The following is a 22,098-nucleotide window of genomic DNA, read 5'->3' on the forward strand; positions in this document are numbered from 1 at the left end:
TGGGCGAATCGTAAGCGCGGGGTGGGCGATGGGGGACGTCATGCGGGTCACGAATGCGACGATCCGGGCGGTCAACGGGCTGACGGCGCGGTGGGCGTCGGCTTCCGAGGGCGGCACGGTGTTCTCGGCCGCCGGTGTGTGGCCGCTGCTCGCCTTCCTGGCGGACGGGGCGGGCGGTCCGGCGCGCGCGGAGCTGGCCGAGGCGGTGGGATTGCCGGCGGACGAAGCGGCGGGGGCCGCACGGGAGTTGCTGGGCGCGATGGGGGCGACGCGGGGGCTGGACTCGGCGCTCGGGCTGTGGACCAAGCGGACGCTGGAGCTGCGGGAGCGATGGGAGGCGGGGCTTCCCGCGCAGGCGCACGGGGTGCTGACGGGGAATGCGGAGGCCGACAAGGCGACGCTGGACGCGTGGGCGGTGAAGCGGACGGGTGGGTTGATCGACGGGATGCCCGTGCAACTGGACCAGGGCACCGAGATGGTGTTGGCGAGTGCGCTGGCGTTGCGTACGGAGTGGCTGCGGCGCTTCAGGGATGGGCCGACGTTGCCGGAGGTCGGTCCCTGGAGTGACCGTACGCTGCTGGGCCTGTACCGCAGGAGCACGCTGCTGGACCGGGTCGGGGTCGCGGACACACCGGCTGGACACGTCACCGAACTGAAGGTCCTGGGCGACAACGCGATCGACGTCCATCTGCTGCTCGGCGAGGAGGGGATGACGGCAGGGGCGGTGCTCGGGGCAGGGGTCGGCATCCTGGAGCGCAGGTACGCGGTGGTGCCGGGGTCCCGACTGCCCTACGGGGAAGTGGGGCCGGGGCTGTCGGTCGTGAAGCAGCGGAACACCCGCCCCGTACCGCGGACGCTGCAGGTGGAGACGGTGGCGTTCGACATGGACGCGCACCACGATCTGCTGGAGCTGCACCGGGTGTTCGGCCTGACGTCGGCCTTGGACACGAGCCGTGGCCACTTTTCCGGCATCGCCGACTTTCCCCTGGCCATCGGGTCGGCCCGGCAGTCCACGATGGCGAGGTTCGGCGAGCTGGGCTTCCGTGCGGCCGCGGTGACGGCCTTCGACGCGGTGGCAGGCGGCGCCCCGCTGGCGGTCCGCTGGGTGACCACCACCGTCCGGGCCACGTACGACCGCCCCTTCGGCTTTCTCGCCCTGCACCGCCACTCACGGCTCGTCCTCGCGGCCGGCTGGGTCACGGACCCGGAGCCGTACCGCGAGGACGAGGAGGATGACTACTGATCCGGAATCAGACCGGAATCAGAACTGAAGCGCCCAGGCGTCGATGCGCCCGGTGTCGTAGCGCGCGTTGTCGCTGACGCGCAGCTTCCACGTGCCGGCCGCGGCCTCCGAGGAGGCGTTCACCGAGTACGTGGTGTTGATGTTGTCCGAACTGCCGCCCGTGCCGTACGACTTCAGCGTGTACGCCGTGCCGTCGGGGGCGATCAGCTGGACCTGGAGGTCGCCGATGTACGTGTGGACGATGTGGACCTCGACGGGAAGGGCCGAGGGCGCGTTGCCGGAGACGCCGGAGACCGTCAGCGGGGACTCGACCGTGGCGTTGTCGCTGATCGCGTAGTCGCCGGTGTTCTCGAAGCGCGGGCCGGGCGGGGTGGTCCCACCGCCGCCGACGTGGAGCAGCCGGTTGGGCGACCCCGTGCCGGGGCTGGTGACGACGCCGGTCGTGGCGGCGGCCGTCAGCGCCGAGGCGACCTGGGCCGGGGTGGCCGAGGGGTTGTCGGCGAGGTGGAGCGCGACCGCGCCCGCCACGTGCGGGCTCGCCATCGACGTACCGGAGATGGTGTTGGTCGCCGAGTCGCTGGAGTTCCAGGCCGAGGTGATGGACGAGCCTGGCGCGAACAGGTCCAGGACCGAACCGTAGTTGGAGTAGCTCGCCTTGGCGTCCGTCGAGGTCGTCGCGCCGACCGTGATGGCCTCGGTGACGCGGGCGGGCGACCTGGTGGAGGCGTCGGTCGACTCGTTGCCGGCCGCGACGGCGAAGGTGATGCCGGAGGCGATGGCGTTGCGTACGGCCGTGTCGAGGGCGGAGTCGGCGCCGCCGCCGAGGGACATGTTGGCGACGGCCGGCTTGACGGCGTTCTGGGCGACCCAGTCGATGCCGGCGACGACCTGGGCGGTCGTACCGGAACCGGAGTTGTTCAGCACGCGCACGCCGACGACCTTGGCCTTCTTGGCGACACCGTAGGCGTTGCCCGCGACGGTGCCGGCGACGTGCGTGCCGTGGCCGTGGCCGTCCTGGGCGGTGTTGTCGTTGTCGATGGCGTCGTAGCCGTAGGAGGCACGGCCGCCGAAGTCGCTGTGGGTGATGCGGACGCCGGTGTCGATGACGTACGCGGTCACGCCCTGACCGGCCGAGTCCGGGTAGGTGTACGAGCTGTTGAGCGGCAGGTTCTTCTGGTCGATGCGGTCCAGGCCCCAGGAGGGCGGGTTGGTCTGGGTGGCGTCGATGCTGAACGTGCGGTTCTGGACGACCGAGGCGACCGCCGGGTCGGCGGCGAGCGCCTTGGCCTCCGCCTCCGAGGCCTCGACGGCGTAGCCGTTGAGGGCCTTCTTGTACGTCCGCTCGATGCCGGCGCCGTACCCCTCGACGAGGGTCCGCCCCGCCTTGGAGCCCGAGCGGGCGTGGTCCGCCTTGAGGGTCACGATGTAGCTGTCGGCGACGGCGTTGGCCGCGCCCGCGTACTGGATACGGCCCTCGGGAGCGGCCGCGGCGGGGAGTGCGGAGACGAGGCCCGCGGCGAGGGCCGCGGTGGCCGCCATGCTGAGCGCGGACAGTCTTCGCCGGGTGTCTCTGCGGGAATTACGCATCACTGCCATCTGAGGGGTCCTCCTCGATCGGTGGTGCGCTGGTGGGGGGTGCGCAGGTGCATGGAAGTGACGAGAGAGACAGGGACATGTCAATTCCGGGCGTTGCCGCACCTGTGCGTCAGCCGAAAGATTGAGGGCTCCACAGGAATTACACAAGGGCCGTGCACGGCCAACTCGGCCGGACGCACCGGGGCAGCCGAGGACGGCCGGTCAACGGACCGGCCGTCCTCGAACCCTGCTCCCCGGCGCGCCCGGTCAGTTGTCGAACGCCGTGGCGCGCGTGCGCTTCTCCCAGGTCAGGACGTCGTCGCGGACCTGGTCGAGGTGGCCGAGCACGGCACTGACCCCGTCGTCGCCCAACGGCAGCCGCAGCGGGGTGTCCTCGGCCTCCAGCGCCGCCAGAATCAGCGCCGCCGCCTTCGCCGGGTCGCCCTGCTGGGTGCCGTCGCCGCCGGAGACCATGCCGCGGGTCCCGCTCACCTTGGCGTACAGACCGCTGTCCGCGCTGGCCCCGGCCCGGCCCGCCCGGAACAGCGCGGTGCGGAAGGAGCCCGGCTCGACGATCAGGACCTTGATGCCGAACTCGGCGACCTCGTCCGCGAGCCCCTCGGACAGCCCCTCCAGCGCGAACTTCGTTCCGCTGTACGCCGAGAAGCCCGCGAACGACATCTGCCCGCCCATGCTGCTCATCTGCACGATCGCCCCGGAACGCCGCTCGCGCATGTGCGGGAGCGCGGCCCGGGTGAGGGCGACCGGACCGAAGACGTGCACGTCGAAAAGCTCGCGCAGCTCCTGCTCGGTCGTCTCCTCGAAGGCGCCGACGTGCGTGCGGCCCGCGTTGTTGACCAGGACGTCGATCCGTCCGTGCCGGTCGATCACATCCCGTACGGCCGCCTCCGCGGCCCCCGTCTCGGCCACGTCCAGCCGCAGCGCCTCCACCTGGTCGGGGTGCGCGGCCACGAGGTCGTCCAGGCCCTCGGGGCGCCGTACCGCACCCACCACCACATCGCCCTCGGCGAGCGCCACGTCCGCGATGGCCCGCCCGAAGCCACTGCTCGCGCCGGTGATCAGCCACACCTTGTTCATGACAGCTCCTCGTATCGCCGTGATGGGGACCAGCCTGCTGCGCCCTGGGGTTGCCCGTCCAAGACCCACGCTGATAACCGATGGTTATGGCTATGGACGTTCATGTACGGGACCTGCGCTACTTCGTGACGGTGGCCGAGGAACTGCACTTCACGCGCGCGGCCGAGCGGCTGTACGTCTCCCAGCCCGCGCTCAGCAAGCAGGTCCGGGCGCTGGAACGGCAGCTGGGCGTGGAGCTGCTGCGCCGCGAGCCGCGGGGCGTGACGCTCACCGAGGCCGGCACCGCGCTGCTGCCGCACGCCCGGCGGGTGCTGGACGCCTGGTCGGACGGGGCGGCGGCGCTGGAGGCCGCGCGGGCGGCGGCACGCGACACGCTGGTGGTCGGCATGAGCACCAGTCCGGGGCGCGGTGGGCTGCTGCCGGCGATCCGTTCCCGTTTCACCGCCGCGCACCCGGAGACCGTCCTGCGGCTGCGGCAGGTGAGCTGGGAGGACCCGACGGCGGGCCTCGCGGACGGTGGGGCCGACGTGGCCTTCGTGTGGCTGCCGCTGCCGGACGCCGGACGCTACGACTGGACCGTCGTCGCTCAGGAGCCCCGGCTGGTCGCCCTGCCCGAGGCCCATCCGCTGGCCGCCCGCGCGGAGGTCGACTTCACCGACCTGCTCGAGGAGCCGTTCCTCGCCCTGCCGGCGAGCGCGGGGCCGTTGCGTGACCACTGGTTGGCGCTGGAGGAGCGGGGCGGACGCCTGCCGCGCATCGGGGCGGAGATCGCGAGCACCGAGGAGACGTACGAGGCGCTGGTCGCCGGGCTCGGGGTCTGCCTGGTGGCCGCGGGCAACGCCCCACTGGTCTCGCTGGGCTCAGTGGTGACGCGTCCGGTGCGGGGGCTGTCGGCGAGCCGGTATGCGCTGGCCTGGCGGCGCGAGGATGCCGGGCGGCCACTCGTACGGGCGTACGCGGAGGCTTGTCGCCGGGCGGCGGGGCGGGCATGACGGACGGTCATGACGGGGCTGTCATGACGGGGCTGTCATAACCCCCTCGTCGCCCGGCGCGCACGCCCCTTCCGTGGCGGGCTTTCCCGGGGTCGTGCCCAGCCGGGCCTGCTCCTCCTCGACGATGCGGCGGGCGAGGGCGATGTCCGAGATGTCGACGGCGTCCGGTGTCGACTCGGCGACCGCGCTGCGGCGGGCGTACGCGTCGAACAGGCGGGTCTTGTTCTCCAGCATCCGCACCAGCCGTTCGTCCACCCCGCCCGTGCACAGCAGGCGGTGCACGCGCACCGAGCGGACCTGGCCCATGCGGTGGGCGCGGGCGACCGCCTGATGCTCGACCGTCGGCTTGAGCTGCGGCTCGCAGAGGATGACGACGGACGCGGCCTGCATGTTGAGGCCCACTCCACCCGCCTCGATCTGCGACAGCAGTACGGCATGGCCCGGCGCCGCGGCGAAGTCGTCGACGAGCTGCTGCCTGCGCGCGGGCGGCACACTGCCCGAAATCGGTCCGAAGACCCGCCCGTTGAGCCGCCCCCTGCCCGGTCCGTCCTCCACCGGATCCGCCGGCTCCGTCGCTTCCGTGGCGTCCGCGAGCGCCCACCCCTCCCGCACGACCGCCAGCACGTCCCGGAACGCGGAGAACACGACGACCTTCAGCCCGTTCTCGGCGGCCTCGGCGGCGATCTCGCGCAGCCGGTCCAGCTTCGCCGAGTGCTTCGGCCGGGCGTACGCCGCCCTGCGCATCGCCATGAAGTTGCCGGCCCGCACGGCCTCGCGGTAGGCCTCCTCGTCCGCCGCGCTGGGCTCCTCCCACTCGTCCGTGTGCTGGAGCGCGGGGAGTTCGGTGAGGACGTCCTGCTGGTTACGGCGCAGATAGACCGGTGCGACCGCCTTCCGGAACGCCTTGGAACCGGCAACCGAGTCGTGCTCGTCGACCGTGTCGGCCAGGCCCGGCTGCAGGATCCGGACCAGGCTGCGGAACTCCTCGACGCGGTTCTCCATGGGCGTACCCGTCATGAACAGCACGCGGTCGCAGTGCTCGGCCCACTCTGAGACGGTCCTGGAGCGGCGGGTCGCGGGGTTCTTGACGTAGTGCGCCTCGTCGACGACGAGCATGCCCAGCTCGCCGCCGCCCGGCACCGGGAAGCCGCGCAGGGCGTCGAAGGTGGTGACCGCGACGCCGCCCCGGCCCTTCCAGTCCGCGAACGCCTCCTGCCGATCGGGCCCGTGCAGCGGTGTCACGGTCAGTGCGCTGCGCTTCTCGATCTCCCGGGTCCAGTTGATGAGCACGCTGGCCGGGCAGACCACCATGAAGTGGCTCTGCCCCTCGGCGGCGAGGTGGGCCAGCGCGGCGATGGCCTGGATCGTCTTGCCGAGCCCCATCTCGTCGCCGAGGATCGTCCGGCGCTGGGCGAGGGCGAAGCGGGTACCGAAGGCCTGGTAGCCGCGCAGCGAGACCCGTCGGTGCGTGTCGTCGAGCGTCTGGTTCCTGACCCGCTCGGCCACCTCGTCCGGCAGGAACCCCTCGGCCGCCGCGGGGTCGGGGGCGCGGCCGGAGAGCTCGGCGAGCAGGCCGTAGTAGTCGGCGGAGCGCAGCTCGAAGTCGACCAGGGCGGCCACCTCGGACTCCGGGCGGCGCAGCAGGTCGACCGAGGCCTGGGCGAGCAGCTCGGGCACGCCGTCCTGTTGGGCCCGCTCGGTCAGGGCGCGGATCTCGGCGACGGCCGTCAGCGCCCGGTCCCGCTTCGCCTGCCCGGCGAACAGCATGCGCAGCCGCCCGGCCGCCGGCCCGGCCTCTGCCAGCAGCGGGCCCAGCCGCTCGGTCAGCGCCTTGGCCGCGTCGACGGCCCGGCGCGCCTCGTCGCCCGCCTCCACCAGCACGCCGAGCGCCATCACCAGTGCGGTCGTGCGGGGCTCGGGCCGGTCCACGTCGATGTGTACGGCGATGGTGTCCCCTACGGCGTCGGCGATCCGCCGGGCGGCGGCCACGGTCTGGTCGGCGGTCTGCTGTCCGACCCCGGGGAGCTGGCGCAACCGGGACGGCCCGGCGTCGAGGACCTGCCCGACCGTCCGGAACCCGCCCTTCTCCACCTCGCCGAGCCGCAGCCTGCCCTCGGTGACGTCCTTGAGCCGGGCGACCGGGATGACGTCCAGCTCGCGCCGCGCCAGGTCGTCGTGGATCGGCTCCAGGGCCTGCCGTACGGCCGCGACGGCCCGCGCGTGGTCATCGGCCACCGCCTGTGCCGCCTCGTTCAGCCGCCCGCCCCGGGCCACCGCCTCCCGCTCACTCCGCCCCATCGCGCCCCTGCCCCTTCCCGCCCCTCTCGTCGCGCCCTTGGCATCCTGCCATCCACGGCGCGCTAGCCTCTCGTGATCTGCGCGAGGATCGATCCGTCCGTGATCTGTGTGTCGGCGGCCAGCAGGAACGCCTTGCTGAGGATCAGCGAGAGCCGGTCGTCCTCGAACGGCAGGAACACTCTGCCGCCGTCCTTGTCCCGCTTGTCCCGTGCCGGGACGACGCACAGGTAGCTGCCGTCCGGTTCCATCAGGATGTTGGCCGAGCCGAGATGGATCCGATATGTGCGCAGGTCGCCGCGGACGACCAGGAACCGGCCGTCGAGCGAGCACCGGTCGGCGATCCTCAGCCGGGGCAGGATCCGCTCCAGGGCGTCGCGCCGGGATGCGGCGCTCTCGGTCAGTTCGGCGAAGCCGGCCCTTTCCCAGTAGGCGCGCCCGGGGCCGGCGTCGGTCCAGTCGGGATCGGCGGCGATCGAGGTCACGCCGACGAACAGGTCGATGTCCCGCATCGCCTCGCTGAACACCAGCGGGGGCACGTCCGCGAGCGGCGCCTCACGCCAGGCACCCTCGGCCCGGCGGGCGAAGCGGACCTGGTCGGTCGAGGCCAGTTCGTCGCCGTCGGCCCAGTCGTACCAGGTGTGGAAGAAGCGCACCTGCCACTCCCCCGCCGCCAGGGTGCGCTCGGCCGCGTCGCCGTCCCCGTCGTCCCAGGGGCCGAGCCGGCCGCTCGTCCAGCCCCGGGCGCGGAACAGGGCGAACATCCTGCGGTAGTGGACGAGGTGTGCGGCGAAGCGGTTGGAGTGGACGCGGGTCTCCTCCTCGGCCGGGGTGAGGAGGTAGATCTCCCGGAAGGCCTGCTTGAACGGCTGCCGGATCCGCCGCTCGGTGAGCAGGTCCCGCCAGGCCCGCACGGTGTCCGGGGCGCAGCGCAGCGGGTGCCAGAGGCGTACGGAGGCGTCGTCGGGTGCGTCGGGCAGGTCGCCCGCCTCGGGCAGCACCGCCTGCCACTCCCCCGGCGCGACCTCGATCTCCCAGATCAGGCGGCGAACGAGGGGCCGGGCCTGCGGATGTCCGGCCAGCTCGGTGCGCCACCAGCCGTACGGGTGCACGGCGTCGACCGTGAAGCCGCCCTCCAGCGCACGGGCGAGAGTGACTAGTTGGGCGTTCACCCGCTTCACCAGCTCGCGCAGCTCCTTGACGAGGGCGGCGTGGTCGCGGCGGACCGGCGCGGGGAGGCCGCGCAGCGGGCGGCCGTCCTTCTCCCAGCCCAGCGTGGCGTTCTCGGCGACGGTGACGACGGCCTCGTAGTCGCCGGCCTTCCTGCGCAGCACACCGTCGTCACCGAACCCCAGCCTCGGCAGCCGCAGCGCCACCTCGGTGCGCTCGGCGAGGGCCGCCTCGACCTTCTTGAGCATCTTGTCTAGCTGCTTGGGGACTCCGGCGTGCCGGACGTTCCCGCGCACGGTCCGTATCGCGGTCGCCAGCTCGGGTGTGGGGAAGTCCTGTGCGGCACGGACGAGTTCGTACAGGAGCGCCTGTGACGGCACCGTCCTGGCCGGCGCCGGGGCGATGGCGACGCCGGGCAGCAGCCGGTCGAACAGCTCGGGCAGCCATGGCTCGTCGCGCAGCAGCGCCACCCGGGCGGCCTGCCCGAGCGAGACGACCTCACGGTCCGTGAACGCCTTGTCCGCCCGGTACGGGATCTCCCCCGCCCGGATCGCGTCGGTGCGGTCGGCCGCCGCTTCCAGGGCACGACGGGCGAACGCGACGTACGCCGGGGTGTCGGCCGCACTGCGCCAAACTCCGGTGAGTGACGGCGGCGGGGAGCTGAATCCGTCGCTCCGGTCGATCCCGGACAGCCGCGCCCGCTCGGCCGGACCGAGGGCGGCGATGACGGCGATCTCGTCGGCGACGACGGGGCCGACGTCCTGCGAGAGCTGCTCCTTTGCCACCCGCAGGGTCGCCTCGTCCGCGAGCCCCGCGACCGCGAGCAGCGCGTACGGCTGGCGCACGGTCTCCTTCGCCAGCAGCAACTCGACCAGTCGGCGGGCCGGTTCGGACACGTCGGGCAGCGGACCGGTGCGGCGCTCCAGCGTGGCCAGGCCGAAGGTGAGGTCCGCCCAGCCGCGTTGCTCGGCCGTCTCGACGAGCATCTCGAACAGCCGGCGGCACACGTCCGGCGTGTAGCGCGGCTGCCGCTCCCCGGCCGCCTCCTCGATCGCGCCGCGAAATCTCGTCGTCGCATGCTGTTCCGAGACGTCCACCTGGTACGTCTCCACGAGCAGGCCGCCGAGCTCCTCGGCGGAGACCTGCGAAAAGTCGGGGTGTGGAGCGTCCCTCTCGTAGTCCATGCGGGGATCATGGCAGCCGGCACTGACATCGCCGCCGGGCCGATGCCGCCCCGTGCTCACACCGCCATCCCGTTGTCAGTGGCCCCCGTTACTGTGGCGGCCACTTGATCGAACGATCACCGACCGGGGGGTCGGCGAAGGGGAGGGCCCGTGCGGCGCTGGGAGTTTGTCGGGGACGGTTCGGCGAAGTTCTGGGAGGCGGAGACCGAGGGTGCCGCTGTCACCGTGCGCTACGGGCGAGTTGGCGCGGAGGGCCGTACGCAGGTGAAGGAGCTGGACTCGGTTGAGGCGGCTCGGCTCCATCTGACGAAGGTGATCGCGGAGAAGGAGCGCAAGGGGTATCGGGAGGTCTCGGCCGAGGCCGCCGTCGGGGCTGCGGCGCAGGCTGTGGAGTCGGCGCCGGTCCCGCCGGACGAGGTCGCCCTGCCCGATGAGATCGTCCTGCCCGACGAGGAGAGCTTCGAAGTGCCGGCCGCCTGGAGGCGGTTGGTCCACCCCAGGCGGGGCGGGATCAGGCGTGGTGCCGTCGCGCCGCACCAGGACGCCGGGGAAAAGGTGGCCGGCCGGCTGAGGGAGGAGGCGAACTGGATCGAGCAGATGCTCTCCTCCTCGCTGAGCGACGCCCGGATCGTCGAAGCGGCCCGCGGGCATCTGAGCGGGAGTCCCAGTCCACTCGGCGCGGCCGCGCTGGCCTCGATGACCATGCACTACCAGCTCCCCAGCGGGGTCTTCGTGGACACCTGGGTCCACGACCACGGCCTGGCCTTCGCCGCGCGGGCGGTCGTGGAGTACTTCGACATCGAGGCCTATTGGCTGCAGTACGGCATGAACCGGCAGGATCCCCGGCTGCGCTTCCGGCCCGTCGGCGGCCATGTCGAGGGCCAGTGGGCGCGCCCCCACTTCGCTGACCGGATGCGGGCCCTGCTCGCCGCGGCGGACGAGGACTCCTACAGGGAGGCCGTCGCCGCGCTCTCGCAGTGCCGGGACGCGGAGCGCGGTCGCATCGTCGTGTCCTATCTGGTGCCCGGCGAGCGGGAGTGGGTCGCCGAGTGCTGCACGGGCGAGGTCGTGGACGACCCGCTGCTCCGGGAGATGCTGCTGTGCTCGATCGGCTCCCCCGAGCAGCTCGGCCACTTCGGCAGCAGGCTGCATCTGCACTGGGGCGGCTGGTCGATGGCGTTCGTCGCCACGCTCGCCGAGGGCACCGGCATCGCGTTCGCGCCGATGCTGGAGGAGGGGCTGGACGTCGCGTACGGCTCCGACCGGACCAAGGTCCTCGCCGGCGCCCTGGTCGAGCTGCCTTCGGACGACGCCTTCGGCATCCTTCTCGCCCGCGTCGAGGACAAGCACGTCCGCCCGCACCTTCTGGAGGCGATGCGGCGTTACCCGGTCCGCGCCCTGCGCCTGCTGGGCACGGCGGCGCTCGGCTCCGCCAAGTACGCGTCGATGGCCCGGCAGTTGCTGGCCGCGCACGTCCATACGCACCGGAAGCTGACGGCCGCCGTGCTGCCCGACCTGCCCGTCGCCGTCACCGACCTCGTCGAACCGATGCTCACCAACAGCGACCGAGTGGCCGACGCCCCGCCGCACGCGCTGCCCGCGCTGCTGGTCAGCCCGCCGTGGGCGAAGAAGCGTACGGCCCGCAAGGCGCGCGTCGCGGACGAGACGCCGGTCGTCCCGGGGCCGCGGGTGGCCTGGCTGCCGGGTGAGCGGGAGGAGTGGGCCGGCACCAAGTCCTGGTACGGCCGGTGGCGCGGTAAGTACGCCTGGACCAGGGAGATCGAAATCCTCCAGCGGGGCGAGCAGTTGCAGGACGTCCGCGACGTCCGGCTGTTCGTCGACGGGCCCGAGGACGTCGTGCGACCGCTGCTGGCCGTCTGTGCCCCCAAGGACTACTGGGACGGCGAGTCCTCTCTCAAGCCGGTCGCGGCCAAGCACGAGGTGCACGCCCTGCCGTTGCTGCTGCACGCCGCCGCCCGGCATCCCTCCACCCTGGGCACGCCGGTCCTGCCGTATCTGAGTGTCGAGGTCGCAGCGCTCGTGTGCGACTGGCTGGCCCGCCTGAAGTCGGCCGACGCGACAGCCCGCGCGTGGCTGGCGCGGCACGGTCTGGCCGCCGTTCCGTTTCTCGTCCCCCACGCGGTGGGCAAGCCCGGCGTCGTGCGTCGGGGCGCGGAGCAGGCGCTGCGGCTGGTGGCGGACGCCCAGGGCGGGGAGGCGGTGCTGAAGGCCGTCGCCGAGTGCGGGCAGGAGGCCGCGGACAGCGTCGAGGAGCTGCTGGCCGCCGATCCGCTGGAGAGCGCGCTTCCGGCACGTGTGCCGACCGTGGGCGCCTGGGCCGACCCGGCGCTGTTGCCGCAGATCCTGCTGAAGGAGGGCGGCGCGCTGCCCGCCGACGCGGTACGGCACGCCCTGACCGTGCTGGCGGTGTCCAAGCCCGGCGAGGTCTACCCCGGCCTCGACGTGCTGACCGAGCACTGCGCCGCCGACTCCCTCGCCGTGTTCGCCTGGGGTCTGTTCGAGCAGTGGCGGCTCGCCGGGATGCCGCCGAAGGAGAGCTGGGCGCTGCACGCCCTGGGCTGGCTCGGGGACGACGAGACAGTCCGGAGCCTGACTCCCGTGCTGCGCGCGTGGCCCGGCGAGGGGGCGCACCACCGTGCCGTGGAGGGGCTGAACGTCCTCGCGACCATCGGCTCCGACGTGGCCCTGCTGCATCTGCACGGCATCGCTCAACGGGTGCCGTTCAAGGCCCTGAAGGTCCGCGCCCAGGAGAAGATCGCCGAGGTCGCCGAGGGGCTGGGCCTGACCGCCGAGCAGCTGGGCGACCGGCTCGTCCCCGACTTCGGGCTCGACGCCGACGGCAGCACGGTCATCGACTACGGCACCCGGCAGTTCACCGTCGGCTTCGACGAGCAGCTGCGGCCGTACGTCCGCGACGCCGACGGCAAGCCCCGCAAGGCCCTGCCCGCGCCCGCCGCCAAGGACGACCCGGAGCTCGCGCCGGCCGAGCGCAAGCGGTTCGCCGCACTGAAGAAGGACGTCCGCACGGTCGCCGGTGACCAGGTGCGGCGGCTGGAGGCGGCCATGGTCGCCCAGCGTTCCTGGCAGGCCGCGGAGTTCCGGGAGCTGTTCGTGGCGCATCCCCTGCTGTGGCATCTGGTGCGGCGCCTGGTCTGGTTCAGTGAGGCGGACGGCGAGGTGACGGCGTTCCGGGTGGCCGAGGACCGCACGTTCGCCGATGTCGAGGACGACGAGCTGACGCTGCCCGAGGAGGCGAGCGTCCGGCTGGCGCATCCGCTGCACCTGGGTGAGGATCTCGGCGCCTGGTCGGAGCTGTTCGCCGACTACGAGATCCTGCAGCCCTTCGCGCAGCTCGGCCGGGCCGTGCACGCGCTCACCGAGGAGGAGTCCGCGGGCCACCGGCTGACCCGGTTCGAGGGCGCGACGGTACCGGTGGGCAAGCTGCTCGGCCTCACCAAGCGGGGCTGGGAGCGGGGCAATCCGGAGGACAACGGCGTGGAGCGCTGGTTCCACCGCCGTATCGACGACGACCACTACGTGGTCATCGGCCTGGACGAGGGGATCGCCGTCGGCATGGTCGACACGTTCCCCGACCAGACCTTCGAGAACGTCTGGCTCGACAGCAGCCCCGGCGACTACTGGAGCAGCCGCCCGTACCAGCTGCGCTTCGGCGACCTCAGCCCCGTCATCGCCTCCGAAATCCTGGCCGACCTCACCGAGGTGACCGCGAAGTGACCGCGACCGTGACTGTCGAAGACGCCGACGAGCAGCTCCAGCGCCCGCCCGCCGAGGTCCGCCACGCCGGCGAACTCGCCGCCCTGCGCGCCGCCGACGGCGATCCGCGCCCGCCGGGCTGGCAGCTCAGCCTGCGGGCCGCCCGCCGCTTCATCGTGGGCGACGAACGGGCCGGCATCAGCCGCAAGTTCGTCGGCAACGTCTCCCTGGTGGAACGGGCCCTGGTCACCCTGGCGACCAACCGCGGCCTGATGCTGGTGGGAGAGCCGGGCACGGCGAAGTCGCTGCTGTCCGAGCTGATCGCGGCGGCCGTCAGCGGCAGCTCCGCGCTCACCGTGCAGGGCGGCGCGGCCACCACCGAGGACCAGATCAAGTACTCCTGGAACTACGCCCTGTTGGTCTCCGAGGGCCCTTCGCCCCGCTCCCTCGTCCCCGCGCCCATGCTGAACGGCATGGCCGAGGGCCGGATCGTGCGCTTCGAGGAGATCACCCGCTGCCCGCTGGAGGTGCAGGACTGCCTGCTGTCGCTGCTCTCCGACCGGGTCATCGCGATCCCCGAGCTGGACGGGCCGCAGGGCATGGTCTTCGCCCGGCAGGGCTTCAATGTCATCGCCACCGCCAACACCCGCGACCGGGGCGTCAACGAGATGAGTGCCGCGCTCAAGCGCCGCTTCAACTTCGAGACGGTCTTCCCCATTCCCGACTTCGACACCGAGCTGGCGCTGGTCGAGGCCGAGGCCACCGCGTTGCTGCGGCAGTCGGGCGTGGAGGCGGCGCCGCGCCGGGACGTGCTGGAGGTCCTGGTGGGCACCTTCCGGGAACTGCGCGGCCCGGCGGAGCGGGGCGAGCGGATGTCGACGGTGATGAGCACCGCCGAGGCCGTGTCCGTCGCGCACGCGGTGGGCGTGCGGGCCTGGTTCCTGCGCGGCGAGCCCGGCAGCGCGGCCGACGTGGTGACGAGTCTGGCGGGCACGGCGGCGAAGGACAGCCCCGAGGATCTCGCCCGGCTCCGGCGGTTCCTGGAGCAGGACGTGCCGCGGCGCAAGGGGGCGCAGTGGCAGGCGCTGCACGACGCGCGGCATCTCCTGGCGGACTGATGACGAACACCGTCGACTCCGGCTCCGCCGTCTTCCTCGGCGTACGGCACCACTCGCCGGCCTGCGCCCGCCTGGTCCGCCGCGCGATCGAGACACTGCGGCCGGCGTACGTCCTGGTGGAGGGCCCGGCGGACATGAACGACCGGCTGGAGGAGTTGCTGCTCGGCCACCGGCTGCCCGTCGCCGTCTTCAGCCACTACCGCGACGAGACACGCGTCGCGACCTCGTGGGCCCCGCTGTGCGACTACTCCCCGGAGTGGATCGCACTGCGGGACGGTCGCGCCGCCGGTGCGGACGTGCGGTTCATCGACCTGCCGGCCTGGCATCCGGCGTTCGCGGAACGCGCCGACCGGCAGACCAACCGCTACGCCGACGCCGAGGCGAGGTACACGGAGGCGACGCGACGGCTGTGCGAGCACTTCGCCGTGGACTCGGTGGACGCGCTGTGGGACGGGCTGTTCGAGGTCGCCGAACCTGGCGACGGAACCGAACCGCACGACCCGGACGGCCTGGGGGCCCGCCTCGACGCCTACTTCGAGCTGGTGCGCGGGGATGCCGAGCCCGACCCCGGCGACCGGGCGCGCGAGGAGTACATGGCGTCCTGGGTACGGGCCGCGGTGGCCCGCGCCGGCGGGCGGCCGGTGCTCGTGGTGACCGGCGGCTTCCACCAGCCGGCGCTGCGGGCGCTGTCGTACCCGGGCGGCGGCCACGGCGCCGGCGGGGCCGATGGGGCCGACGACTGGCCGGAGGTTTCCGCCCCGCCCGACGGTGCGCTCTGCGGCAGCTTCCTGGTGCCGTACTCCTTCCGGCAGTTGGACGCCTTCTCCGGCTACCAGTCCGGCATGCCCTCACCCGGCTACTACCAGCAGCTGTGGGAAGGCGGTCCGGGCGCGGCGGCGCAGGGCCTGTTGCGCTCGGTCGCCGAGCGGCTGCGTGCCCGCAGGATCCCGGTGTCCACGGCCGACCTGATCGCCGCGCGCGGTCTGGCCCAGGGGCTGGCCCTGATGCGGGGGCATCCGTACGAGACCCGGGTGGATGTCCTCGACGGTCTCGCCGGTGCGCTGATCAGCGACGATCTGGAGCAGCCGCTGCCGTGGACCGGCAGGGGCACGCTCGGCGCCGGCAGTCATCCGGTCGTGGTGGAGATGGTCGCCGCCTGCGCCGGTGAGACCGAGGGCCGGCTGCACCCCGAGACACCCCGGCCCCCGCTCGTGCATGACGTCGCAGAGCAGCTCGCCCGCCTGGGCCTGGCCGACGCGGACGCACCGGTCACCTTCGACCTCACCGACCCGAACGGCCTGACGCGCAGCCGGATCCTGCATCGCCTGCGCGTACTGGACGTCCCCGGCTTCACCCGGGTCTCAGGCCCGTCCGACGGCGCCGATCCGGTCTTCACCGAGCGCTGGGAGCCCGGCCCGGCGAGCGGACGGGAGGCCGCGCTCATCGAGGCGGGTGCGTACGGAGCGCGGCTGGACGAGGCGGCCTCGGTGCTGCTCGGTGAGCGGGCGCGTGCCGCGGGCACGGCGGCGGGACCGCTGGCCGGGCTGCTGTTCGACGCGGTGCTGTGCGGCGTCGGCCCGCTCTGCGACGAACTGCTGGACGCGCTCGCGAAGCAGGTCGGCCAGATCCCGGAACTCGGTCCGCTCGGCGAGGTGTTGACCGCCGCGCTGGGGCTGTGGCGGCACGACCGGGTGTTCGGCGTGGCCCGCGGTCGGCTGCTGGGCAGCGTGGTCGCGGGCGCCGCCGACCGCGTGTTCTGGCTGGCGGAGGGGCTGCACGGCGGCCCCGGCGTGGACTTCGCGCGGCTTCGCGCCATGGCCGCCGCCCGGGACGCGCTGCTGCACGCCCCGGAGTTGCTGTCGGTCACCCGCGAGGCCGCCGCCGAGGCCGCATCCCGCATCGGCCGCGACCGGCGTGCCCCGGCCGACCTGCGGGGCGCCGCGTTCGGAATGCGCTGGGCGTTGGGCGTCCCCGACGACCCGGCGACCGCCGTGCAGGCGCTCTCGGCCGGCGCCGCGGACACGCTCGGCGACTGGCTGGCCGGCCTGTTCGCGTTGGCACGCGAGGAGGTCGCCGCGGGTGCGACGGCCGACGTCCCCCGAGGCGGGGATACCGGCGGCACGGACACCCGCGGCGGGGATACCGGCGGCACGGATTTGAACGAGGTACGTACCGGCGACGCCCATACCAGCGCCACGGACTCCAGCAACGCGCATACCAACGGCACGGACACCGGCGGCGCACCCCTGATCGACGTCCTGGACGGCATCGTCGCCGCGATGGCCGAGGACGACTTCCTCACCGGCCTGCCCTCCCTCCGCCAGGCCTTCGCCTTCTTCCCGCCCCGCGAACGCGAGCGCATCGCGGAACGCCTGCTTCAGCGACGCGGCAAGCACGGCTCGGCCCGCTCCCTGCTGCGGACGACCGCCGAGCCGCTGCAACTCGCCCGCGCCCGAGCCCTGGAGGAGAACGTGGCCCGACTGCTGGACCGGCACCGGTTGGGGGCGGCGCGATGAACTCCCCGGCTCCCGATGAGACGCCGAGCACTCCGGACCGCACAGCCCCGGACCGCACGGCCCCAAACCTCACCTCCCCGGACCCCACCCTCGAACGCTGGCGCCTGATCCTCGGTTCTCCCGCCGAGCGCTGCACCGGCCCGCTGCGCGGTTCCGCCGTCGCCCGAGACGCCGCGCTCGACTGGCTCTACGGCCGTGACGAGGACCTGCGTCGCCGTGGGGTGCGTCGGGGCGGGTCGAGGTCCGACTCCCGTGAGGGCGGCCACGGGCCGTCCCGGCTCACCGCCGTCGACTGGCTCGACGACATCCACCGGCTCTTCCCGAAGGAGACGGTGGAGCGGCTGGAGCGGGACGCCGTGGAGCAGTACGGGATCCACGAGATCGTCACCGACCCGGACGTCCTCGCCCGCGTCGAGCCCAGCCAGACACTGCTGCGCGCCGTCCTGCGCACCAAGCACCTGATGAACCCCCAAGTGCTGGCCGCGGCACGCCGGATCGTCGAGGCGGTCGTACGGCAGCTGATGGAGCGCCTGCGCCCGGAGGTCCGCCGCGCGTTCACCGGCTCCCGCTCGCGCCGCCCCAGCCGGCTGCCCCTGGCCCGCGACTTCGACTTCCGGACCACCATCCGCGCCAACCTCGCCCACTACCGGCCCGAGGAACGCCGCATCCTCATCCAGCGCCCGCACTTCCACTCGCGCACCCGCCGCCACCTGGAACAGTGGCAACTCGTGCTGCTGGTGGACCAGTCGGGCTCCATGGCCGGCTCGGTGATCCACTCCGCCGTCACCGCCGCCTGCCTGTGGAGCCTGCCGGGCCTGAAGACCCACCTGGTCGCCTTCGACACCGAGGTGGTCGACCTGACCTCGGAGGTGACCGACCCCGTGGAACTGCTGATGGGCGTGCAGCTCGGCGGCGGCACGGACATCGCCCGGGCCGTCGACTACGGCGCCTCACTGGTCGAGAACCCCCGGCGCACCATCGTCGCCCTGGTCTCCGACTTCTACGAGGGTGGCGACCCGTATCGCCTGGTCCGCACCGTGCGCCGACTGGTCGAGCAGGGCACGACCGTGCTGTGCCTGGCCGCCCTCGACGAGGCCGCCGACCCCGTCTACGACCGCGCCCTGGCCGGGCGGCTGGCGCAGGTCGGCGCCCCGGTGGGCGCGATGACGCCGGGCCGGCTGGCCGAGTTCGTGGCGGAGAAGGTCGGCCGGGGAGGACAGGGCGGGCCCGGTGGACAGGGCGGACCGGGAGGTCTCGGATGAGTGGGACGACTCGTATGACACAGCCGGCGACCCTCCGCACCGATCTGCTGGCCCTGACGCCCCGGACGCTCGCCTCCCTCGCCAACCGCGGCCTCGTCAAGCGTGCCGAGAAAGACCTGGTGGCGGGCTCCGGTCCGGAGGTGACCGTCGCCGACGACGGCACCGTACGCGGACGCTACCCGGACGGGACGGACACGGCTCTCCCGCCGGGCCTCGGCCTGGACGCGGCGGACTGCGGCTGCGCGGCGACGGGGGTGTGCCGCCACCGCATCGGACTGGTGCTCGCGTATCAGCGCACGGTCGGGTCCGCCCCGGAGGACGACTCGCCCGCGGCCAAGGCCGAGTTCGTCGACTGGACGCCGGCCGAGTTCGACGACGACGCCCTGGCCGCCGCCCTGGGCCGGGCGGCCCTCTCCGCCGCTCAGCGCGTCAAGGACCGCGGCTACCTCGCCAGACTGCACCACCCCACCGCCGCCGACCCGGAACCCCGCGTCGAACTGCCCACCTGCACCGTCCGTTTCCCGGTCCCCCACGAACTGGGCTACGCCCTCACCGACGCGTCCGCCGCACTGCGCGGCGAGGTGGTGGCCCTGGCGGTCTGGGCGTTCCGGGCCGCAGCCGGCACGGACGGCACGAAGACGGCAGAGGCCACGGCCACCGCACAGTTCGCAACTGGTCCCGCCGCGCCGGCTGCCAAAGCTCCCGAAACCACAGCCACCCCCAACACCCCCCACCCCACCGAGGTAAGCGTCGGCGGCCGCACCCCCACCACCACCGCACACCTCACCGACGGCCCCCTCCGCACCGCCCTGGCCCTCGCCGACGACCTCCTCCTGGACGGCGTCCAGCAGGCGGGCCCGGTCTTCGCCGGCTCGCTCGCCCGTGCCCAGGAGTCGCTGACCGCCGCCTCCCTGCACTGGCCCGCCGGTGCGGTGGCCGAACTGCGGGAGCAGATCGACGCGTACGCCACACGCGGCACCCTCTACGAGGCGGAGCGCTTCGCCCTGCTGCTGGCCGAGCTGCACGCCAGGCACCGCGCCGCCGGACATGACCCGGTGGGGGTGCTGGGCACCAAGGAGGCACCGGAGACACCGCTGCGCCGGGTTCGGCTGGTGGCGCTCGGCTGCCGGATCGGCGGCACGGCGCGCGACCGTACCGCCGAGACGTACTTCGCCCACGCGGAAGCCGGAATCGCGCTGGTGCTGCGCAAACGCTGGGACCTGGCGGAGGACCAGTCCCCCGCCGGGCACGAGTTGGCCGCCCGCCGCCTGCTCGGCTCGCCCCTGCGCACCCTCGCCGCCGCGAACGTGGTCAGCGAGCACACCTCACGCGCCGCCGACCGGACCGTCTCCATCTCCCGGGGCCGCATCGCCGCCACCAGCGTCACCCCGCTCGGCTCGGCCTGGCGGGAACTGCCCGGCAGCCTGTTGCTCCGGGACACCGCCGCGCATCTGCGGGCGGCCGGCGAACGGCCGCCCCGTCTGATCCGCCCGCGGGTCGAGGCGGAGTCGGTGCGGGTGGTGGAGGCCAGTGCCGTGGAGTCCGTCGGCTACGACCCCGCCGCGCAGCGGCTGGAAGCGGTCGTACGCGACCCGGCGGGCAACGAGATCCTGGTCCGCGCCGCCTACAACCCCCTCTGCCCGGGCGGCCTGGACGCGCTCGCCGCCGCGCTCGGCGACGAGGAGGTCCACGGCGTCAGCGGCATGCTGAACCGCGCCCACGGCAGGATCGTGCTGGACCCGTTGGCCGTACTGACCTCCCAGGGCGTGATCATTCCCGACCTCGCCCCGGGGGAAGGCGACGCCACCCTCGCCGTGGCCCGGGCCCGGCCCACCGACCCGATCACCACGGCACTCGAATCGGCCCTCACCGCCCTGGCCCAGGCGGCCCACCACGGCCTGCGCCGACTGACGACGCCCGCCCGCGCCCGCCTGACCGACAGCGCGGCGGCACTCCGACGCGCCGGTCTGCACACGGCCGCCCGCCTGGTACGCGACCTGGGCACGACCCTCCACCGGGACGGCGCGACGGCGGCCGTCCCGGCCTGGGTCGACGCCCAGATCCAGCTGACGGTGAGCCTGGAACTGCACGCGGAAGGAGCCGGCACCGCTGCGAGCCCGGATGGCTGAGGGACGGGACGTGCCTGGCCGGACAACTCGGGTCGATGTGGCGTCCGTTGCCATACCGTGGGCCTATGGCGCTGCATCACCACAGTGACGGTCCATGGCGCGTGAGGGTGGACGACGAGGACGGCACGCCGTGCGGCGCCGGAGTACTGCTCGACGACCGGCATGTGCTGACCTGCGCGCATGTGGTCCGGGACGCCGGAGCGGGCCCTGGGGGCACCACGGCTCACGTGCGGATCAGCAGCGTCGCGTGCCGCCCGGAGTGGAGCCGTGTCGCGCATGTCGCCCCGGGCACCTGGGTGCACAGGGACGACACGCAGCGCGGCGACGTGGCCCTTCTCGAACTCGACGAACCGGCCGGGTGCGGCACCCGAACCACCCTGTGGAAGGCACCCATTTCCGGCGGCTCGGTGCGCGTGTACGGCTTTCCCCATGCCGACCCGATCGGCATGGGGACGGACGCGCGGCTCGCGGGGTCCGGTGGCCGGCAGGGCGAGTGGGGCCTGCTGAAACGGGTGCGCGAGGGCGATCCGTGGATCGAGCCCGGGTATTCGGGCGCGGGAGTGATGGCGCTGGGCGGCGAGTTCGACGGGCGCGTCATCGGCATCGTGGTGGCCGACTACGTCGACGGCGACGCGAAGGCCGCCTGGATGCTGCCCACCGAGACGGTGCTGTCGTATCTGCCCCGCATAGGTGAGCTGGGGTTCTTCGACGGTGACCCCACCGACGAACTCGGCCGCACCCGCGGCGAGTTGACGGACGACGTGCTGGGCGACCCGCTGCGGCTCGCCCTGACGCAGGAGCTCACCCGGCTGCTCGACAGCGGGTGGTCCGGCACGGTCGTCGTCGGCACCGGCGGCACGACCGCGGTCGGCGACTCCTGGCTGGTACGCCTCGTGCGCACGGCCGACCCGGCGACCCGGGCCACCGTCTCCGACGACGAACTCACCGGCGCGCCCGGCGACACGGTTCTCGGGCTGGGCGTCATCGACGCGGCCTTCGACGCCCGCGGCAGGTCGGTCGCCGACGTGTGCGGTTATCTCGCGCGCCGGTTCGGGTTACCCGGCGGCGACGCCCGCGCGGTGGCTCGGCAGCTGCTGCGGCGCCGGCCGCCGGCCTGTCTGGTGGTGGGCGGCGTGGACCGGGCGCAGGACCCGGAGGCGCTCGTACGGGATCTGCTGGGGCCGTTGGCCGGACGGGCCCGGTCGCGGGGCCTCCGTCTGGTGCTCGGCTTCGAGGGCATGCCGCCGGACGGTCTCGCCCATGACGTGTCCCTGGACCCGGAACCGATCCGCGGACCCGCCGTCGGGGCCGTGACCGCCGCGAACGCCCAGGGGGTCGTCGGCCTGCTCGCCGCCGAGGAGGACGCCGCTGCCGCGCTGGAACAGGACTGGGGTGTGCGGTTCTTCGCCCCGCCCCGGCTGCCGCCCCGCACCGCGCCCCGGCTGCGGGTCCGGCTGGCCGTCGCCCGGGTGACGGAGCCCAGCCCCGAACTCACCGCGGTCCACGACCGGGCCGTCGCCGCGCGCGCCGCCGTGGCCCGCTACGACCGCGAGGTGCGCCGGCTGGCCGGGGCCCACCAGGACCTCTCCTCGACCCTGGAGCTGCACCGGCTGCGCGCGGCCCGGTACTTCGGCGACGAGGACCGCCGTCTCGCCGAGCTGCACGCCCCCGCAGCCCGCGCGCTGCAGACCGTGCCGATCGACCTCGCGGCCGCCCGCCGGTCGGTCGGCCGGTACATGGACGAGGTCAACCGCCGTATCGAGGAAGGGTGACGCCGTGCC

General features: G+C 73.5%; 12 protein-coding genes. 8 read left to right on the top strand and 4 right to left on the bottom strand.

Annotated elements, in window-relative coordinates; all coding sequences use genetic code 11:
- Positions 1-40: 40 nt before the first annotated feature.
- Positions 41-1,243: a serpin family protein gene (locus tag ACWGDB_RS36145; protein ID WP_453826336.1), complete on the top strand. Its 1,203-nt coding sequence runs from the start codon at positions 41-43 to the stop codon at positions 1,241-1,243.
- Positions 1,244-1,261: 18 nt separating this feature from the next.
- On the opposite strand, the gene ACWGDB_RS36150 is transcribed toward ACWGDB_RS36145, so the two are convergent.
- Together ACWGDB_RS36150 and ACWGDB_RS36155 are read right to left on the bottom strand one after the other, a co-directional pair.
- On the bottom strand, positions 1,262-2,839 hold the full coding sequence (locus ACWGDB_RS36150; protein ID WP_453826337.1) for a S8 family peptidase: 1,578 nt from the start codon (positions 2,837-2,839) through the stop codon (positions 1,262-1,264).
- A gap of 246 nt (positions 2,840-3,085) precedes the next feature.
- A complete protein-coding gene (locus ACWGDB_RS36155; protein ID WP_453826338.1) occupies positions 3,086-3,916 on the bottom strand; it encodes an oxidoreductase in 831 nt (276 codons plus the stop codon).
- Between the two features lie 86 nt (positions 3,917-4,002).
- Between ACWGDB_RS36155 and ACWGDB_RS36160 the strand changes: the two genes are divergently transcribed.
- The gene (locus tag ACWGDB_RS36160; protein WP_453826339.1) at positions 4,003-4,908 is read left to right on the top strand and encodes a LysR family transcriptional regulator; all 906 of its coding nucleotides are present in this window, start codon (positions 4,003-4,005) and stop codon (positions 4,906-4,908) included.
- Positions 4,909-4,929: 21 nt separating this feature from the next.
- Here ACWGDB_RS36160 and ACWGDB_RS36165 read toward each other — a convergent pair whose 3' ends face one another.
- Positions 4,930-7,206, bottom strand: coding sequence for a DEAD/DEAH box helicase (locus ACWGDB_RS36165; RefSeq protein ID WP_453826340.1), 2,277 nt, complete (start codon positions 7,204-7,206; stop codon positions 4,930-4,932).
- Between the two features lie 62 nt (positions 7,207-7,268).
- Positions 7,269-9,557 carry a DUF4132 domain-containing protein gene (locus ACWGDB_RS36170; protein ID WP_453826341.1) on the bottom strand — a complete coding sequence of 763 codons (2,289 nt, stop codon included), beginning with the start codon at positions 9,555-9,557 and terminating at the stop codon, positions 7,269-7,271.
- A 150-nt stretch (positions 9,558-9,707) separates the two neighbouring features.
- On the opposite strand from ACWGDB_RS36170, the gene ACWGDB_RS36175 reads away from it, so the two are divergent.
- The 6 genes from ACWGDB_RS36175 to ACWGDB_RS36200 all read left to right on the top strand — a co-directional run bounded on the left by ACWGDB_RS36175 (position 9,708) and on the right by ACWGDB_RS36200 (position 22,089).
- On the top strand, positions 9,708-13,313 hold the full coding sequence (locus tag ACWGDB_RS36175) for a DUF4132 domain-containing protein (protein WP_453826342.1): 3,606 nt from the start codon (positions 9,708-9,710) through the stop codon (positions 13,311-13,313).
- Positions 13,310-14,410, top strand: coding sequence for an ATP-binding protein (locus ACWGDB_RS36180; protein WP_453826343.1), 1,101 nt, complete (start codon positions 13,310-13,312; stop codon positions 14,408-14,410). Before ACWGDB_RS36175 ends, ACWGDB_RS36180 begins: the two co-directional genes overlap by 4 nt.
- Positions 14,410-16,926 carry a DUF5682 family protein gene (locus tag ACWGDB_RS36185; RefSeq protein WP_453826344.1) on the top strand — a complete coding sequence of 839 codons (2,517 nt, stop codon included), beginning with the start codon at positions 14,410-14,412 and terminating at the stop codon, positions 16,924-16,926. The genes ACWGDB_RS36180 and ACWGDB_RS36185 overlap by 1 nt, the downstream gene beginning before the upstream one ends.
- The gene (locus tag ACWGDB_RS36190) at positions 16,923-18,188 is read left to right on the top strand and encodes a VWA domain-containing protein (RefSeq protein ID WP_453826345.1); all 1,266 of its coding nucleotides are present in this window, start codon (positions 16,923-16,925) and stop codon (positions 18,186-18,188) included. The genes ACWGDB_RS36185 and ACWGDB_RS36190 overlap by 4 nt, the downstream gene beginning before the upstream one ends.
- 14 nt (positions 18,189-18,202) lie before the next feature.
- Entirely contained in the window at positions 18,203-20,317 is a 2,115-nt protein-coding gene (locus ACWGDB_RS36195) for a hypothetical protein (RefSeq protein WP_453826346.1), read from the top strand.
- A 65-nt stretch (positions 20,318-20,382) separates the two neighbouring features.
- A complete protein-coding gene (locus ACWGDB_RS36200; protein WP_453826347.1) occupies positions 20,383-22,089 on the top strand; it encodes a S1 family peptidase in 1,707 nt (568 codons plus the stop codon).
- The last annotated feature ends 9 nt before the right edge of the window (positions 22,090-22,098 follow it).

The organism is Streptomyces sp. NPDC055013 (genome assembly GCF_053608645.1).